The sequence below is a fragment of the Caulobacter sp. GW456-12-1-14-TSB4 genome (assembly GCF_059424195.1).
The window spans coordinates 129,827-146,130 of record NZ_JBWKZF010000004.1 but is presented as its reverse complement, the minus strand read 5'-3'; the positions used below and the strand labels follow the sequence as shown (position 1 = coordinate 146,130).

Annotated in this window: 16 protein-coding genes; 9 read left to right on the top strand and 7 right to left on the bottom strand. The window is 66.1% G+C overall.

What is annotated here, in order from left to right; all coding sequences use genetic code 11:
* The first annotated feature begins 194 nt into the window (after positions 1–194).
* The 3 genes from AC07YH_RS05385 (at position 195) to AC07YH_RS05375 (ending at position 2,621) form a co-directional block, all read left to right on the top strand.
* Complete coding sequence (locus tag AC07YH_RS05385; protein WP_494745981.1) at positions 195–668, top strand: GatB/YqeY domain-containing protein; 474 nt, start codon at positions 195–197, stop codon at positions 666–668.
* Positions 669–1,014: 346 nt separating this feature from the next.
* Positions 1,015–1,779, top strand: coding sequence for a histidine phosphatase family protein (locus tag AC07YH_RS05380; RefSeq protein ID WP_494745980.1), 765 nt, complete (start codon positions 1,015–1,017; stop codon positions 1,777–1,779).
* On the top strand, positions 1,776–2,621 hold the full coding sequence (locus AC07YH_RS05375) for an NAD(P)H-hydrate dehydratase (protein ID WP_494745979.1): 846 nt from the start codon (positions 1,776–1,778) through the stop codon (positions 2,619–2,621). Before AC07YH_RS05380 ends, AC07YH_RS05375 begins: the two co-directional genes overlap by 4 nt.
* Here AC07YH_RS05375 and AC07YH_RS05370 read toward each other — a convergent pair.
* The 6 genes from AC07YH_RS05370 to AC07YH_RS05345 form a co-directional block, all read right to left on the bottom strand.
* Positions 2,618–4,693 carry a glycoside hydrolase family 65 protein gene (locus AC07YH_RS05370; RefSeq protein WP_494745978.1) on the bottom strand — a complete coding sequence of 692 codons (2,076 nt, stop codon included), beginning with the start codon at positions 4,691–4,693 and terminating at the stop codon, positions 2,618–2,620. The two genes, AC07YH_RS05375 and AC07YH_RS05370, sit on opposite strands and share 4 nt — an antisense overlap.
* Before the next feature lie 7 nt (positions 4,694–4,700).
* Positions 4,701–5,987 (bottom strand): NRAMP family divalent metal transporter, encoded by a 1,287-nt coding sequence (locus tag AC07YH_RS05365; protein WP_494745977.1) that lies wholly within the window; start codon positions 5,985–5,987, stop codon positions 4,701–4,703.
* Between the two features lie 201 nt (positions 5,988–6,188).
* Complete coding sequence (locus AC07YH_RS05360; RefSeq protein ID WP_494745976.1) at positions 6,189–6,371, bottom strand: hypothetical protein; 183 nt, start codon at positions 6,369–6,371, stop codon at positions 6,189–6,191.
* Between the two features lie 186 nt (positions 6,372–6,557).
* Positions 6,558–7,349 carry an SDR family NAD(P)-dependent oxidoreductase gene (locus AC07YH_RS05355; RefSeq protein WP_494745975.1) on the bottom strand — a complete coding sequence of 264 codons (792 nt, stop codon included), beginning with the start codon at positions 7,347–7,349 and terminating at the stop codon, positions 6,558–6,560.
* On the bottom strand, positions 7,349–8,539 hold the full coding sequence (locus tag AC07YH_RS05350; protein WP_494745974.1) for a zinc-dependent alcohol dehydrogenase: 1,191 nt from the start codon (positions 8,537–8,539) through the stop codon (positions 7,349–7,351). Before AC07YH_RS05350 ends, AC07YH_RS05355 begins: the two co-directional genes overlap by 1 nt.
* 28 nt (positions 8,540–8,567) lie before the next feature.
* Positions 8,568–9,155, bottom strand: coding sequence for an SRPBCC family protein (locus AC07YH_RS05345; protein WP_494745973.1), 588 nt, complete (start codon positions 9,153–9,155; stop codon positions 8,568–8,570).
* A 304-nt stretch (positions 9,156–9,459) separates the two neighbouring features.
* Here AC07YH_RS05345 and AC07YH_RS05340 point away from each other — a divergent pair, with 304 nt between their 5' ends.
* The 6 genes from AC07YH_RS05340 to AC07YH_RS05315 are packed head-to-tail and all read left to right on the top strand — an operon-like array spanning position 9,460 to position 15,332.
* Positions 9,460–10,392 carry an iron-containing redox enzyme family protein gene (locus AC07YH_RS05340; protein WP_494745972.1) on the top strand — a complete coding sequence of 311 codons (933 nt, stop codon included), beginning with the start codon at positions 9,460–9,462 and terminating at the stop codon, positions 10,390–10,392.
* A 5-nt stretch (positions 10,393–10,397) separates the two neighbouring features.
* A complete protein-coding gene (locus AC07YH_RS05335) occupies positions 10,398–10,634 on the top strand; it encodes a DUF2188 domain-containing protein (RefSeq protein ID WP_494745971.1) in 237 nt (78 codons plus the stop codon).
* Complete coding sequence (locus AC07YH_RS05330; RefSeq protein ID WP_494745970.1) at positions 10,631–10,897, top strand: hypothetical protein; 267 nt, start codon at positions 10,631–10,633, stop codon at positions 10,895–10,897. The genes AC07YH_RS05335 and AC07YH_RS05330 overlap by 4 nt, the downstream gene beginning before the upstream one ends.
* A 1-nt stretch (position 10,898) precedes the next feature.
* The gene (gene cphA, locus AC07YH_RS05325; RefSeq protein ID WP_494745969.1) at positions 10,899–13,634 is read left to right on the top strand and encodes a cyanophycin synthetase; all 2,736 of its coding nucleotides are present in this window, start codon (positions 10,899–10,901) and stop codon (positions 13,632–13,634) included.
* Positions 13,627–14,517, top strand: coding sequence for an isoaspartyl peptidase/L-asparaginase family protein (locus tag AC07YH_RS05320; protein WP_494745968.1), 891 nt, complete (start codon positions 13,627–13,629; stop codon positions 14,515–14,517). Before cphA ends, AC07YH_RS05320 begins: the two co-directional genes overlap by 8 nt.
* On the top strand, positions 14,514–15,332 hold the full coding sequence (locus AC07YH_RS05315; protein ID WP_494745967.1) for a cyanophycinase: 819 nt from the start codon (positions 14,514–14,516) through the stop codon (positions 15,330–15,332). The genes AC07YH_RS05320 and AC07YH_RS05315 overlap by 4 nt, the downstream gene beginning before the upstream one ends.
* Here the strand turns inward: AC07YH_RS05315 and AC07YH_RS05310 are convergent.
* Complete coding sequence (locus AC07YH_RS05310; protein ID WP_494745966.1) at positions 15,329–16,297, bottom strand: methyltransferase; 969 nt, start codon at positions 16,295–16,297, stop codon at positions 15,329–15,331. The genes AC07YH_RS05315 and AC07YH_RS05310 overlap by 4 nt on opposite strands.
* Positions 16,298–16,304: the final 7 nt, after the last annotated feature.

Genomic DNA, 16,304 nt, shown 5'->3' with positions numbered 1-16,304 from the left:
GCGCTTCCAGGATGCTGACGTCGGACGCCAGCCTTTCAGCTCGCCCATCGCGGAAGGGTCATGTACGGGACTTCCAACGCCCCTGCCTACCGGCGCGACCTCTTCGGAACTTACGCCCCGCCCGTGCTCTTGAAGCGCGGCGGTCACCCTCCCCTACAGCACGACCGAATAGAGTGAACTGAAAGGACGACGACATGGCTTTGCTCGACGAACTCAAGGCTGACCAACTCGCGGCGCGCAAGCTGAACGATCGCCTGAAGGCCGACGTGCTGACCACCTTGATCGGCGAAGCCACGCAGATCACGACCGAGGAATTCAAGCGCGGCGTGACGGAAGTCACCGACGAAAAGGTTGTCGCGACCGTCGCCAAGTTCTTGAAGAACACGAAGCTGACGCTGGAAAACCTCGCGACCGAACGCGCGCGCCTGATCGAAGCCGGCGCCGACGCGTCGAAGGTGGACGAGCGGACCAAGGCGGCCGAAACCGAACTGGCGATCCTGTCCTCGTATGGCCCCAAGCAGATGACGGAGTCGGAACTGCGCGAGGCCATAGACGACTTCCGGGCCAAAAATCCCGACGCCAACGTCGGGATGATCATGGCCCACCTGAAGACCAGCTTCAGCGGTCGGTATGACGGCAAGACGGCCAGCGCGCTGGCCAAGGGTTAGACGGAAGGCGACTCCGCCATCCAACGCTTTGAAGTGGGCGTGAATTTACTCCCACTCGATTATAAACAAAGTAAATATCTATCTGAATTTTAAAGGCTTTTTCCCAATACAGAAACAGTTGCCGTCGCCCAATACGTCAAAATCGTTAAGTACATCTAAGTATATGAATTTTCTGCGCTTTCAAAATGACTCACAAAAGCGTGATTAGTCTGAATTTCGGCGTCCCGATTGCGAACGCGCCGCAATGAATGTTTCAGAACGGTGAGAAGCTAGCAAGTGCTCAGCCGGTGACGTTGGAGCATTCTCGCGACGAGAACCAACCCCGGACATCGCGAGTTCTTCCAAGATGGAACAGCGCTGGCCCACCCGGTTATGGATCGTAAGGCACGGTCAGAGCGCGGGTAACGTCGCGAGGGACGCGGCGGACGCGGCTGGTCTCGCCCGTATCGACATCGCCGATCGCGACATGGACGTCCCCTTGAGCGACTTGGGGCATCAGCAGGCGCAGGCTCTTGGGCGCTGGTTCGCCAAACTGCCCGAAGACCAGCGCCCCTGCACGGTCATGTCGTCTCCCTATCGGCGCGCGGTCGAAACCAGCCAGTCGGTTCGGGAAGCCGGCGGCCTCGTCAAACCGGATCGCAAGTTCTGTGTGGACGAGCGCCTTCGAGAGAAGGAATTCGGTGTTCTGGATCGCCTGACCAGGCATGGGATCGAGCAGCAGTTTCCCGACCAAGCAGAATTTCGACGCCTGCTGGGAAAGTTCTACCACCGCCCGCCTGGCGGCGAGAGCTGGTGCGACGTCATTCTACGCCTGCGCAGCCTGCTCGACACCTTGAGCCTTCACCACGGCGGCGACCGCGTCCTGATCGTCGCCCATCAGGTGGTGGTGCTTTGTATGCGCTACCTTCTCGAAGGCTTGAGCGAGGAGCAGATCCTCGCGATTGATCGCCAAGCCGACATCGCCAACTGCGGCGTCACCGAATATCGGTTCGATCAGCAAAGCGGCCCCAGCGGCGAGCTGGTCCTTCATCGCTATAATTTTACGGCGCCGCTCGAAGAGCAGGCAGCGCCCGTCACCGCCGCGCCCGACGCCAACGTGGCTGCCCGATGAGCGAAGTCGCCGCGCTCGACGCTGCTTGGATGCGCATGCATCCGCTTCCCGAGCCGGGGGATGGGGGCAAGCACGGGCGTGGCCAGGTTCTGGTCGTGGGCGGCGAGGCGGAGTTAGCCGGCGCGGCGATGCTCGCCGGCGTCGCAGCTCTACGGGCGGGAGCCGGCAAACTACAGGTGGCGGTCGCGCCGGCCGCCGTGCCTGTCCTCAGTGTCGCGTTACCCGAAGCGCGTATCCTGGCGCTCCCGCCAGATCCGGTGGGGGCAGTCGCCGACCTCGTCACCGACCACGCGTCGCGCTGCGATGCTTTGCTGATCGGCCCGGGCATGTTGGATGACAAGGGCGGACGCGCGGCGGCGCTCCTCGCGCTGGATAGTCGGCGGCCGATCGTCATCGACGCCGGCGCCCTGCTGGCCGTTCCGAACGCCCGGCCCCAGCCGGGCTTGGTGCTCACGCCCAATGCCGGAGAGATGGCTCGACTGCTGCAAGTGGAAAAGAGCCAAATCGACGCCGATCCACTGAGCGAAGGGCGACAGGCCGCGCGTCTTCACGACGCCGTCGTTGTCATGAAGGGCATGGTGACCTTCGTGATCGATCCCGATGGTCGCGCCGCGCGCTATGCCGGCGGCGGTCCGGGGCTGGGCGTGTCGGGATCGGGCGATGTGTTGGGCGGATTGATCACCGGCCTGCTGGCGCGCGGCGCTTCACCGTTCGAGGCCGCATCGTGGGGCGTCTTCCTGCACGGCGAGGCTGGCTCGCGACTGGCCGCCAAGATCGGCAAGCTCGGCTATCTAGCCCGTGAGATCGCCGACGAAGCGCCGTCAATCCTGGCGAGCTTCTAACCCTCCAAGGGCGTTAGCCGTGCAAGCTCCCCGTGGCGCGCCACGAGGCTCACGGGCTTACCGTGAACGAAGAGGCGCTCGACCTCGATCGCCGTCCAGCCGTGCGGCAATACGACATCAGCGCGCGCCCAGGTTTCAGGTGGTCCCTCGGCGGGCTCCAGCCTCGGGAAACCCAGCAAAAGACTGGTGAGAAACCCGCCCATATTGGCGAAGAACGGTCCCGCGCGGGGCTGCTCGGGGAAACGATCTGGCCGATACTCCATGATCTGCGAGAAACGGCCCGTCTCAAACTTGGCATAGCCTTCTTCGAGCATTTGCAGCGAGAGCGCTCTGTGCCCGGTCCGCGCCGCCCAAGCGCCGTAGAGCGCCGATAGCATCGGGCTTCCCAGATAAGCGTCGGCCTGGTCGAGGTAGAACGCCAAGGTGGCTTGTTCGTCCTCTGCTGAGAGCGGAAACCCGAATGGCCAGATCCCCATCAGCGGGTCAGGTGTCGCGCCCTTCTCCTCGGTCCTGCGATAGCCATCGTGCGACACCACGACCCCGTCACGCATTGGGATCGCCATGGAGTCGGCAATCGCCCGCCATTCAGGGTTCACCGAGCGCCCCAGGCGCTCACCACAGCGGATAGCGTCTTGCAGCACCACGACCGCCGCCATGTTGGTGAAGGCGGCGTTGTCGACGAGCGTCTTTCGCTCGGCAATCCCCATCGAGGCGCGGATTTCATAACCATTGGCGGCCCGATGCGTACGCGAGACGATCCAGTCGGCGACGCCCGACAATACCGGCCAAGCCTTAAGCCGGCGAAATTCGCCCAGGCTGGTGATGTCGGCATAGAGTGCAAAGGCGCGCGCGACATCCAGCGAGCCGTGGTCTTCGTGCCAGGCGGCCGTTCCCGGAAGAGGCGCGACCTCCTCGCCGCAAGACGGTGAGCTCTCCCACGGAAACTGCACGCCCCGCCGCCCCATGAGCTTGGCGTTGGCGCGGGCGCCATCCAGGCTCCGGAAGCGGTAGTCGAGCAGACTATCGGCCGCCCAAGGCTGGACGAGTGTCAAGACTGGGACCGCGAAGGCCTCTATGTCCCACATCACGTGGCCATAGTAATAGTGGTAGTCGTGCCAGGTCGCGAGACCGAAGATCGAGGTCGAAGCGCACGACGACGGATGCACGGAACTGTTGAGGTAGAAGAACGCGGCGTCCGCAAGCGCCTGCCATCGCTCCTCGGCTCCGATCAGCCGAATACGGCCTCTCCAGAGCTCGTCCCACACCGCGCGGTTTTCGTCACGAAGCGCTTCGAAACCGTCGAACTTGGCTTTGGCGACAAGGCGCGCGGCCTGCTCGTCGGGGCGCGTATGCATGGCGCTGGGGACCAGGCTGGTGACCTGGCGAAGCGTGTAACGCGTGCCGGCTCGAGCCCTGAAGGCATAGAGGCTGCTCAAGCCTCCGGCGTCTAGGGCGGGTCGCCTGGGTTCAGCCGTTTCGGCCTCGCCACCGTTCATCTGCGTGATGTAGGCCAGGCCCAGACGACCAATGCCGCCGGCCGACTCCCAAAGAAGGCTTCCGTCGCAGTGCGCTGCGTCCTCGCCTGGAGTCTGGCGCAGGAACCGCAGCGCCCGCCCCAGCACCCCAACCGTCGAGACGCCAGCGCGCAGTTGCAGCTCGCAAGCGCCGTCGACCTCCACGGTAACGTCCTGGCAGACGAGCGTCGGGTCTTCGCGACTGGCGAAGGTCACCACCGAACACGCCAGACCCCGGCCTCCCGCCGTGAAGGCGAACCGACTCGTCAATTCCCCCGTGGCGAAGTCGTAGGACTGTTCGAGGTCAGTGACTTGGTGAGCCATATCCGAGAGCCACACACCCTCGATCGCGATATCCCCCGCCAGGGGATAGGGCGCGGGCGCGGCCGCTTCGATCCGGCGCTCCGGATCCTCGCCCGCGTAACCGCTCACCAGCGCCATGCCGGCGCGCAGCGCCTGAGGGCGCACGCGGAGGCCAACAACGCCATTGCTCACATAGGCGGGTAAAGCGTTATCGCTGTCTCCTAAGACAGGCGAAGGGCTGATGGGCTTGGACATGCAGCGCTCAACCAATCGCCATCGCCGCGAACATGGCCACGGTAGCCGCCGCCATCACTGCCGTCGCCAGCCAGCCAAAGCTCTTCAATGCGGGTCCAGCGATGAACCGGCCCATTTGGTCTCGTCGCGAGACGACGACCATCATGACGATCATCATCGGGACAGCGATCACCCCATTGACGACCGCGCTCCAGAATAGGGCCTTCATCGGATCGATGTTCAAGGCGTCGATGCCAACGCCAAGCAACGTCGCCGCGCCGATGACGCAATAGAAGCCCACCGCTTCCCACGGCTTGTTGTCGAGGCCACAGGTCCAGCCGCGGGTCTCGCCCACCGCATAGGCCGCCGAGCCCGCCAGCACCGGGACCGACAACAGGCCGGTGCCTATGATGCCCAGGCTAAACAGCAGGAACGCGAACTTGCCGGCCGCCGGCTCCAGCGCCTTGGCCGCGTCCGCCGCGGTAGCGATCTGGGTCTTTCCCGCCGCGTGCAAGGTCGCGGCGGTGGCGATCATGATCGCCAAGGCGATTATATTGGAGACCGCCATGCCGAAGAAAGTGTCCAGCCGGATGCGCCCCATTTCACGCTTGGCCTGCTCGGGAGCCTCTTTCAACGGCTTGGCCGCAGCATCGTGATCGACGTCTTCGACTTCTTGAGCCGTCTGCCAGAAAAACAGGTACGGGCTGATCGTCGTGCCGAAGAGCGCCACGATGGTCGTGATCGCCTCCTTGGATTTCAGCATCGCCAGGTCGGGCATGAAGAGGCCGCGGCCGACCTGCGCCCAGTCCAACCGCACCACCAGAACCACCGCCACGTAAGCGAACAGGACCAGCGTAAGCCACTTCAGGATTTTGACGTACTTCTTGTAGGGAATGAACATCTGCAGCAGCAGCGAGGCGACCGCGAAGGCGATGGTAAAGAGGTGAGCGCCCCCGCCCGCCAGGAGCTGACCGGCCGCGCCCATCGCCGCCAGATCCGCACCGATGTTGATGGTGTTGGCGACGAATAGCAGGGCCACCAGCCCAGTGACCGCCGCCCGCGGGATCACCGCGCCCATATTGTGCGCGAGGCCTTTGCCGGTGACCCGGCCGATCTGACCGCTTACCAGCTGGATCGCCGTCATCAGCGGGTAAGTTAGCAGGAGAGTCCACAGCAGGCCGAACCCGAACCTCGCGCCGGTCTGGGAGTATGTGGCGATGCCGGAGGGATCATCGTCGGCCGCGCCGGTGACAAGGCCCGGCCCTAGCTGCTCGAAAAGAGCGATCGAGCGAATGCGACGACGAAGGCCGCTCACGCTAGGCCCGTTGAGGTCGATGTGCCGGCCACGAGGTCACCCGATAGAAAGCTGATCACCAAGAAAGCGTCGCCGCTGGGAACGTTCCTCTCGCATCAAATGGTGGCGGCTAACGCCTGCGACGCACGTCAGGGCAATGTCGTTAGCGCCAAGCTTGCGACCCGCACCAAATGTCTGACGGAAGGGCCATGCCCGCCGCGCTCAGGACCTTGAGCGCTTGAAGGTATCGCCGACCTCTGCAGCGTCGGGGCCGTCGGGGCCGGCCGAGCGCTGCTCGGCCTTGCCCGTTTTCACCACGTCCTTCTCGCTCACTAGGCCCGGCCGTTCGCCGAGCGGCTCGGCCGCATTGGCTTTGCGGCCATCGGTGTTGGCATTCTGCGTCATCTATTTCGTCCTTTGTCCTTGGGCTCGGCGTCGAGCGCCTCGATTTTTATCAGTCCGCGCCGTTGCCCGGGTCGTCAGCCGTCGGGTCATGGGTCGCATCCGTCTTCTTGTTGGGATCGAGCGCTGGCGGGGGCGGAGCCTCAAGGCCAGCGTCTCGCTCCGCGGGCGCCTCATTGGGTTCTGGCGTCATGACTTTCCACTTCCAGGTTCGGCCATCTTGCGATGCTGCTCTGCCAGGACGCTCTGGGGTGTCACCGCCGCCATCGCCGCCTGCAGCTTGTTCTTGAAGCCGGCGACGACATCGCCCTCGCCCTTCTGCATGGCGCGATATCCGGTCAGGGCCACGTCGGCGGGATTGGCCTTCTTGGGATCGGCGCCGACCTTCGTGTCCAGCATGTCGGCGCGCTCGAAGAACTCGGTGTCGGTAGGCCCGGGCATCAGGCAACTGACCGTGACGCTTGTGTCCTTGAGTTCATTGCGCAGGGCCCAGGCAAAGCTGTCCAGGAAGGCCTTCGTGCCGTTGTAGACGGCCTGGAATGAGCCTGGCATCAAGCCGGCGATCGAACCGGTGATGAGGATCTTGCCGTGGTCGCGCTCGCGCATGGGCCTGGCGATCTTCTGGATCAGATAAACTGTCCCGGTAATGTTGGTGTCGATGACGAACCGGGCCTCGGTCCAGTCTTGATCGAGGAAACCATGACCTAGGCCGCGGCCGGCATTGGCCATCAGCGCATCGACCTGCCGGTCGGCGATCACGGCCAACAGCGCGTCGACCCCTTCGGTGGTCGACAGATCCACCTGCAGGGCTTCCACCTTGCCGCCGAGGGTTTCGAGTCCGGTTTGCGCCTCGACGATATCGGGCGCATCGGCGGCGATCACCAGATCGTAACCGTCCTGTGCGGCCAGGCGGGCGAGCTCGTAACCGATACCGGACGAGGCGCCGGTGACAACGGCCAAGGGGCGAATGTCGTCGATCATCACGCGGCTTCCTTCTGCCAGTCAGGCTTGAGCACGACCTTGGTGACCTCGTTCTGGTTCTCCTTGAACATCTTGTACCCGTCGGGGGCGCGCTCTAGCGGCAGGCGGTGGCTGATCAGGAAGGTGGTGTCGATGACGCCCTCGCCGATCAGGTCCAGCAGCGGGCGCAGATATTTATGGACGTGGGTCTGGCCGGTGCGGATCTGCAGGCCCTTCTCCATCAGGGCGCCGATCGGGATCTTGTCGCCCATGCCGCCATAGACGCCGGGGATCGAGACCCGGCCGCCAGTGCGGCAGGCCATCAGGACTTCGCGCAGCACGTGGGCGCGGTCGGTGCCCAGGCGGGTGGCGACCTTCACGGCGTCGACGACGTTGTCGATCGAGAAGCCGTGGCTTTCCATGCCAACCGCGTCGATGCAGGCGTCGGGACCGATGCCGCCGGTCATCGACATCAGCGCCTCGCGGACCTTGACGTCGTGGTAGTTGATCACCTGCGCGCCCAGCGACTTGGCCAGCTCCAGGCGGTGCGGGTGGTGGTCGATGGCGATCACCTTGTGTGCGCCCTGGATCAGGGCGCTCTGGATCGAAAACAGCCCGACCGGGCCGCAACCCCAGACCGCGACAGTGTCGCCCGGCTCGATCTGGCAGTTCTCCGCCGCCATCCAGCCGGTGGGCAGAATGTCGGACAGGAACAGCACCTGGTCGTCGTCCAGCCCGTCCGGAATGACGATCGGCCCGACGTCGCTGTAGGGCACGCGGACATATTCGGCTTGGCCGCCGGCATAGCCGCCGGTCATGTGCGAATAGCCAAACAGCCCCGTCATCGGCGTCCCGTAGGCGATCTCGCCAAGGTCCTGGGTCTCGGCCGGATTGGAATTCTCGCAGCCCGAGAACTGCTGCTTTTCGCAATGGAAGCACTTGCCGCAGGCGATCACGAACGGCACGACGACCCTTTGGCCCTTTTGCAGGGTCGAGCCGGGTCCGGTCTCGACGACCTCGCCCATGAACTCGTGACCGAGAATGTCGCCCTTTTCCATCGAGGGAATGAAGCTGTCGTAGAGGTGCAGGTCCGAGCCGCAGATGGCGGTCGAGGTGATCTTGATGATCGCGTCGCGGGGATTGACGATCTTGGGGTCGGGCACGGTGTCCATGCGAACGTCGTGTTTGCCGTGCCAGGTCAGAGCGCGCATCGGCGTCTCCATGAAAAGAGGTTGGAGGTCAGCCTTGCGGCGCGGCGTCTTGGGTCTTGGCCGTGGAGATCTCGCCGGTCTCCATCAGCTGCTTGAAACGGCGCAGTTCGCGGCGCGCCTGTATCTTCGGCTCCTTTTGGAAGAGCTTGGCGATCAGTTTTCCGAGGTCTCCGCCCGGCGGCTCGTAGACGATCGTGGCGGTGACTTCCGTCCCTCGCCCTGGCGGGGCGTCCTTGAACTCGACGCGGCCGGCGTTCTTGATGTCGGCGCCCTCGGCGGACTCCCAGGCCAGCAGTTCGTTCTCGACCTCTTCGGTGAGAACGCTGTCCCATTCGACCGTCTTGCCGGCCGGGGCCTTGACCACCCAGTGCGAACGACGCCCGTCGCCAGGGGTGACGCTCTCAACGTTCTCCATGAAGAGCGCCAGGTTCCGGAAGTCGCGCCAGAAGGCGTAGAGCTCCGCACGCGGACGATTGATGGTGACGGTGCGGCCCACAAGCGCGGCTTCATGCCATCCGCGCTCCTCGGCGACCTCGTGGGCGATGTCGCGTTGATGGACCGCGGCGGTCAACGGCGCGTCGCTGTCCAGCGCGCGGGCGATGGTTTCTTCCGACATCTTCGGTCTCCCGGGGTTTGGCCGATCAACCGCCTCGCTCGAAGTCTTGTTCCAAAGGCCAAGGTTGAAGGCGCGACCGCCTATCAAATGAAAGCGCCAAGCGACCGGGAAATTCGCTAAGCTCCGAATTTGCTGGCTTTTCGCGACGCCGCGCTACGCCGACAGCCCGACATTGGAACGGGGGTCGAGCGCCTCCGTTTGAGCTGCTCGCCGCCTGAAGTGCGGCCCACACGATCAGGGAGGAAACGACGATGTGCGATCCGCGCTCGCGCCGAGCCTCCGTTCAGCTGTCGGAGTAGCAATCATGTTTGGTGGCGACCGCCTCTCGCGCCTTGGCGCTTTTTCCCCGCAATTCCCCGACGCCGACACCTTGCACAAGGGGTTGGCCCACTGGAATCACCGCCGTCTATCGCCCGAAGCGCCGACCGAGACGTGGCGCGACGACATCGACGAAGAGCGACGTATGAAGCGCCTGGAGGGCGAATACGTCGAAGCCTTCCGCGCGCATATCCAAGATCTGGTCGCCGACGTGCCGACGGACGCCGAGGCCTTCGTCGCTTGGTTCGAAGCGTTGAAGGATCACGGCCCCGGCCAATGGGATCCGCTGTTCGACTGGCTGGAAGCCTCGGCGTCATTCGAAGACCTCAAGTGGTTCCTGACCCAAGAGGCGGCCGGCGAGGCTGGGTTCGACGACCTGGTCGCCCTGACCCAGGTCAAGATTCCCGACCGCGCCAAGCTTGAGCTGGCCCGCAACTATTGGGACGAGATGGGTCGGGGCAATGCACGGGGCATGCACGGCCCGATGCTGGAGCGAACGACCGCCACCCTGGGCATCGCCCCGACCATCGACACCACCCTGTGGCAGTCGCTGTGCCTGGCCAACACCATGACCGCCTTCGCTACGACGCGGCGCTACACCTGGCACTCGATCGGCGCGTTAGGCGTGGTCGAGCTGACCGCCCCTACCCGCGTGGCCTGCGTCGACGCCGGGCTCAAGCGCGTGGGGGTCTCTCCCGAAGCGCGCAAATACTTCGCCCTCCACGCCCACCTGGATGTCGAGCACTCCAAGGCCTGGAATGCCGAAGCGCTTGTTCCGCTGGTTTCGGAAGATCCGAGCCGGGCGCGCTTCATCGCCGAGGGCGCGCTGATGCGCCTGGTCTGCGGCGAGCAGTGCTTCGACACCTATCGCGCGCACCTGTGGGCCCACACCCACCCGCTCGTCTACGCCGCGGAGTAAGCGCTATGGCCAGCGTGTTCGATGTCTCGCCCTATGATGGCGGCTGGTGCGTGAAGATCGCCGACACTGGCGAGGTTCTCTTCTTCGATGCGCGCCGCCGCGCGATCGCCCAAGCCCGGCGGCTGGCCCAGTCGTGGCCGCAAGCGGTGGAGGTCAAGGTTCACGGCCGCTGCAGCCCTGAGCACGAAGCCTGGACGCCAGCTCCGCTCGACTTTGCCTATCCTCTCGGAGCGCCGGTATGACAGTTGCGCTCAAGCGCGTGGCCTCGGCGCGCCTTTTCGCAAGCACCGCGCCAGAGGCCGCGCAGGCGATGATCCGGTTCTTGATCGCGCCGACCGACGCTGGCGCATGGCTCTGGCGGACATTCGACAAGGATGGCGGCGCGCGCAGTCAAGGCCTGGCGGCATCGCGCAAGCAGGCCGCGGCCTTCGTCATCCGCGACATCGTTCAGGCATGCGAACCGGTGGCGTCCTCCGTTCCCGAGCTTTCCGCGAAAGCCGCCTGACATGCGGGTTCTCGAAACCGCCACCTATCGCGGACCTCACCTCTACGCCAGCCGGCCGATGGTGCGCATCCAGCTTGACCTAGGGGCGCTGGAGGCTTGGCCCACCAACCGGCTCGCGGGATTTACCGACCATCTCTTGGCGGCGCTGCCCGGACTTGAGGCGCATGGCTGCTCCTACAAGGCCCATGGCGGTCTGGTGCTGCGGATGCGTGAAGGCACATGGCTTGGCCATGTGATCGAGCACGTGGCGCTGGAGCTGCAGAAGATGGCAGGGGTCGAGGTCGGGCGCGGTAAGACCCGTTCGGTCAAGGCCCGTCCCGGCGTCTACAACATTCTCTATGTCTATGAGGGCGAGGGTCTGGGTCGTGCGGCGGGACGAGCTGCGATCGAACTGGTTCACAGTCTGCTGCCGCGCGACCTTCAGGGCGTCGAAGGCCTCGATCGCATCGCCCCGCCCGCCGGCGACCTGACCCCGCCGTTCTTTGACCTGCGCCACACACTCGACCATCTGCGCGCCATCGCCCGGCGTGAGATGCTCGGCCCGACCACGCGTTCCTTGGTCGTCGCGGCGCGCCGCCGCGGCATCCCGGTCCAGCGGCTCGACGAGCAGAGCCTGATCCAGCTGGGCTGGGGCGCGCGGCGCAAGCTGATCCGCGCCAGCATCACCGGCCAGACCAGCCATATCGCGGTGATGACGGCTGGCGACAAGGCCCTGACCAAGACCCTGCTTGCGGCCGCCGGCCTTCCTGCGCCGCGCGGCGGCGTCGTGCGCACGCTCGACGAGGCGCTTGCCCAGGCCAAACGGATCAAGGGGCCCGTGGTCCTTAAACCTCTGGACGGCAATCACGGTCGAGGCGTCAGCCTGGGCCTGGAAACGCCCGATCAGGTGCGATGGGGCTACGAGCAGGCGATCAAGCACGGCCGCCGCGTTATCGTCGAAGAACAGTATGTCGGCCGCGACTACCGCATCCTGGTCATCGGTGGCCAGGTCACGGCCGTGGCCGAACGGGTCCCGGCACAGGTCATCGGCGATGGGGCCAGCACCGTGGCCCAATTGATCGAAGCCGTGAACCAGGACCCGCGACGCGGGGCCGGCCACGAGCAGGTGATGACCCGCATCGTCGTCGATGACCAGGTCCGCGAGATGTTGTCGCGGGTCGACCTTTCCTTGGACGCCGTGCCTGCGTCCGGCGCCGTGGTCGTCCTGCGCGCGACCGCCAACCTCTCGACCGGCGGCACGGCGATCGACCGCACCGACGTCATCCACCCTGACAATGCCGCCATCGCCCGCCGCGCCGCCTTGACGGTCGGGCTGGACGTGGCCGGCATCGATTTTATGGCTCCCGACATCACGCGGTCTGTTCGCGAGACCGGCGGCGGCATCGTCGAGATCAACGCCGCGCCCGGCTTTCGCATGCACCTGGAGCCTTCCGAAGGCGAGCCACGCGACGTGGCCAAGGCCGTGGTCGAAAACCTTTTCCCGCCCGGGGCGCGCAGCCGTGTCCCAATCTGTGCGGTGACCGGCACCAACGGCAAGTCGACCGTCGTGCGGATGGTCGCCCGCATCGCCCGTGAGATGGGCAAGACCGTGGGCCTGACCAACACCACCGGCGTCTATGTCAACGACGAGAAGATCCTGGACGCCGACGCCAGCGGCCCCAAGAGCGCGCGCATGGTGCTGCGCGATCCGACCGTCGAGGTCGCGGTCCTCGAAACCGCACGCGGCGGCATGCTCCGGGAAGGCCTGGCCTTCGACCGCTGCGATGTCGGGATCGTGCTCAATGTCTCGGCCGACCATCTCGGCCTCAAGGGCGTAGACACCTTGGAAGACTTGGCGGCGGTCAAGTCGATCGTTTCAGAGTCCGTCTCCCGGCGGGGCGTCAGCGTCCTGAACGCCGACGATCCGCTCACGCTTCGGATGGCGCGACACGCGGGCGGGCGCATCGGCTACTTCACCTTGAAGGGCGGCCTGGAGATGAGCCCGTTCCTTCAAAAGCATGTCGCCGAAGGCGGCCTCTTGGCGGCGTTGGAGCCCTCGGTTCGGGGCGGTGAGCTGGTGCTGCACGACAAGGGGCAGCGTTGGTCGCTGATGCACGCCGATGCGCTGCCCGCCAGCCTCAATGGGATGGCGCGGTTCAACATCGCCAACGCCCTGGCCGCGATCCTGGCTGGACACGGCCTGGGGGCGACACCGCCGACCATGGCCCGCGCGCTTGGCGCCTTCACCTCGTCGCACGCCGAGAACCCGGGGCGGTTCAATATCCACGACGCCCATGGTTTCAGGGTCATCGTCGACTATGCCCACAATCCCGGCGCCATGCGCGCCATGGGAGACCTCGTCGCCCAGCTGCGGCCCCAGGTCGGCCGCGTCATCGGCGTCGTCAGCATCCCTGGCGATCGGCGTGACGAAGACATCTTGGAAATGGGCGCCATCGCCGCCGAGATGTTCGACGACTTGATCTTCCGCGAGCTTCCCGACGGACGTGGCCGGCCCGCAGGTTCGGTCGTCTCGCTGCTCACCGACGGCGCCTTGCGGGCTAGTTTTCCCGATGAGCGTATCCATCGCATTCTCAGCGAAACGCGGTCGGTCGATGCGGCCTTGCGCATGGCCCGCCCCGGCGACCTGGTGCTGGTTTTCCCGACGGCGGTCGATGCGGTCTGGAAGCAGGTGACCGCCTTCCAGCCGACAAGCGCGCCAGCGTCGCTGGCGGGCGAACCGGAGGTCGCCCTTGCCTGAGGCCCGCGTGCGTGACGGCCATTGGGCGATCATCGTGCATGGCGGAGCCAAGGACATTCCGCCTGGCCTGGAGCAAGCCCACCGCGACGGCTGCCTGCTGGCGCTCGCGGCCGGCCAAGCGATCCTGGAGGCCGGCGGCAGCGCTCTCGACGCCGTCGAGGCGGCGGTCCGCGCCCTGGAGGACGACCCGACCTTCAACGCAGGCTATGGCGCTGTGCTCAACGCCAAGGGCGATGTCGAGCTCGACGCGGCGATCATGGATGGCGCGACCCTGAACGTTGGTGGCGTGGCGGCGGTCAGAACCCTGCGCCACCCCATTTCGGTGGCGGCCTCCATGCTGGCGGAGAAACCCGTGCTGCTGGTTGGCGACGGGGCCGAGGCCTTTGCCCGCGACCACAACGGCGAAGTCTGCGACCCCGAGGACCTTGTGGTCGAACGCTCCGGCGACCCCGGCTGCGATACGGTCGGCTGCGTGGCGCTGGATCGCCTGGGCAACCTGGCCGCCGGAACCTCGACGGGCGGCCTGACCGGCTGCCATCCAGGACGGGTCGGCGACAGCCCCCTGCCCGGCTGCGGCCTCTACGCCGACAACGCCGTTGGTGGGGTGTCGCTGTCGGGCGAAGGCGAGAGCCTGATCCGCACCACCCTGGCCGCCCATCTCATCAGCAGTCTCGAGGCCCTCCCCCCGGGGCCGGCCATCGCCGCGGCCCTGGACCGCCTGGCGCGCGTGGGCGGCGAGGCCGGACTGATCGTCATCGACGCCGACGGACGCATCGACTGGGGGCACAACAGCGCCCAGTTCGCCGTCGCCCACGCCAGCGCGCAACACCCCGCTCAGGCCTTCGTCAATCGGGCGCAGGACGTCCAGAAAGACCATGCATGACCACCGCTTCGACCGCTGACGGCCCGCTAATCATCATCGGAGGGCACGAGGACAAGGAGGGCGAGAAGGTTATCCTCAAGGCCGTCGCCGAGCGCCTGAAGGGCGGCCGCCTCGTGCTGGCCACCATCGCCTCGCACGCCCCCGAGGGCTACTTCGAGACCTACCAGAAGGCCTTTGCAGCGCTCGGCGTCACCGATCTCGTCGAGCTCTATATCGAAGACCGCGCCGAGACCCACCAGGCCGACAAGCTGGCGCTGCTGGACAATGCCGCCGGCGTGTTTTTCTCCGGCGGCGACCAACTGCGGATCAGCAGCCAGATCGGCGATACCCCGATCGAGGCGCGAATCCGCGAGATCTGGCGCTCTGGCGGTGTTTTGGCCGGCACGTCGGCCGGCGCCTCGGTGATGAGCGACACCATGATGGTGCGCGGCGCCAGTTCCGAGACCCATCGCATCGGCGACCTACAGATGGCGCCGGGCCTTGGCCTGGTGCGCGACACCATTATTGACCAGCACTTCGCCGAACGCGGCCGCATCGGCCGCTTGCTGGGCGCTGTAGCGCAAAGCCCGCGTGTGCTGGGCGTTGGCATTGACGAGGATACCGCCATCGTCCTGGAGGGCGACGACTTCAAGGTGATCGGCAGCGGCGCGGTCTATGTCGTCGACGCCGAGGGCGTCAGCGCCTCCAATATCGCCGAGGCTCGCGCCGAACGGGCGCTTTCGATCTTCGACGTGCGTCTGCATGTGCTGGCCAGCGGCGATGGTCTCAACCTGACGACGCGCCGGCCGCACGGCCAGCCGCAAGCCTTGGACTAGGGGCGCGCGATCACCGCCCCGACCGCGGCGATACGCTCGACGTCGGCGTAAGCGTCGCGACGCAATTCCCCGGCGAAGATGTCCGGGTCCAGCTCCTCGTAGGTCAACCGGCAAGGCGCGCCGGCGACCATGTCTTCCAGGGCCGCGCGCAGGGCGTCGATGCCGCCGTCGAGGATCGCGCTGCCGGTGTAGAGCACCAGCCGGCCGCCCGGCGCCAGGCGGTCGAGCGCCTGGCCAGCCCAGTCGAGCGCCAAGCGCGCGCCGTGCATGTCGCCACCGTCCTTGTAAGCGCGCCCGGAAACCCCCGCGACATAGGGAGGATTGGCGACGATGAGATCGTAAGGACCGTCCAAAGCGGCCATGCCATCGCTGATGAGGGTTCGCGCTGGCACGCCGTTATAGGCGGCGTTCACCGCCGCCAGCGCCAGCGCCGCGCCATTGACGTCGCCCAGCTCGACCCGGGCGGCCCGGTGGAGGCGGCCGGCGACCAGGCCGCCGACACCCGCGCCGCAGCCGATTTCGGCGAGGGCCCCGACCTGGCGACCGGCGGTGGCTTGCGCGATGAAGCGCGCGAAGCGGTAGGAGTCCGGGCCCAGGAACACCGCGTCGCTGGCCGTGGCCGGAAAGGCCGAATGCAGCAACAGCATCCCCGCCAGCCGCGATACGCGCAGGACGCTGCGGCAAACCTCCCCGTCCTCAACCAAAATGCCAGCGTCCTTGGCCAAGGCCAGGATGGCTGGGTCAAGATCGGCGCTGGCCACGGCCTGGCTCCATCCGAAGACCGCCCGCAGCGGCGCGGCCCGCGAAAGACGCCGTTCGGCGCCGCGGCGGCTCACCGATGGGGTCGGGGTGACGAAATCATAGCCCACCGCATCCAGCGCCGCTAAGAGCGCCAGCAGCGCATCGGGCTTCAGCGCGTCTCCGCGGCCCGCGGGGTCTTGGCCAGCGCGCGCCGGCGGCGCCAAAGGCGAG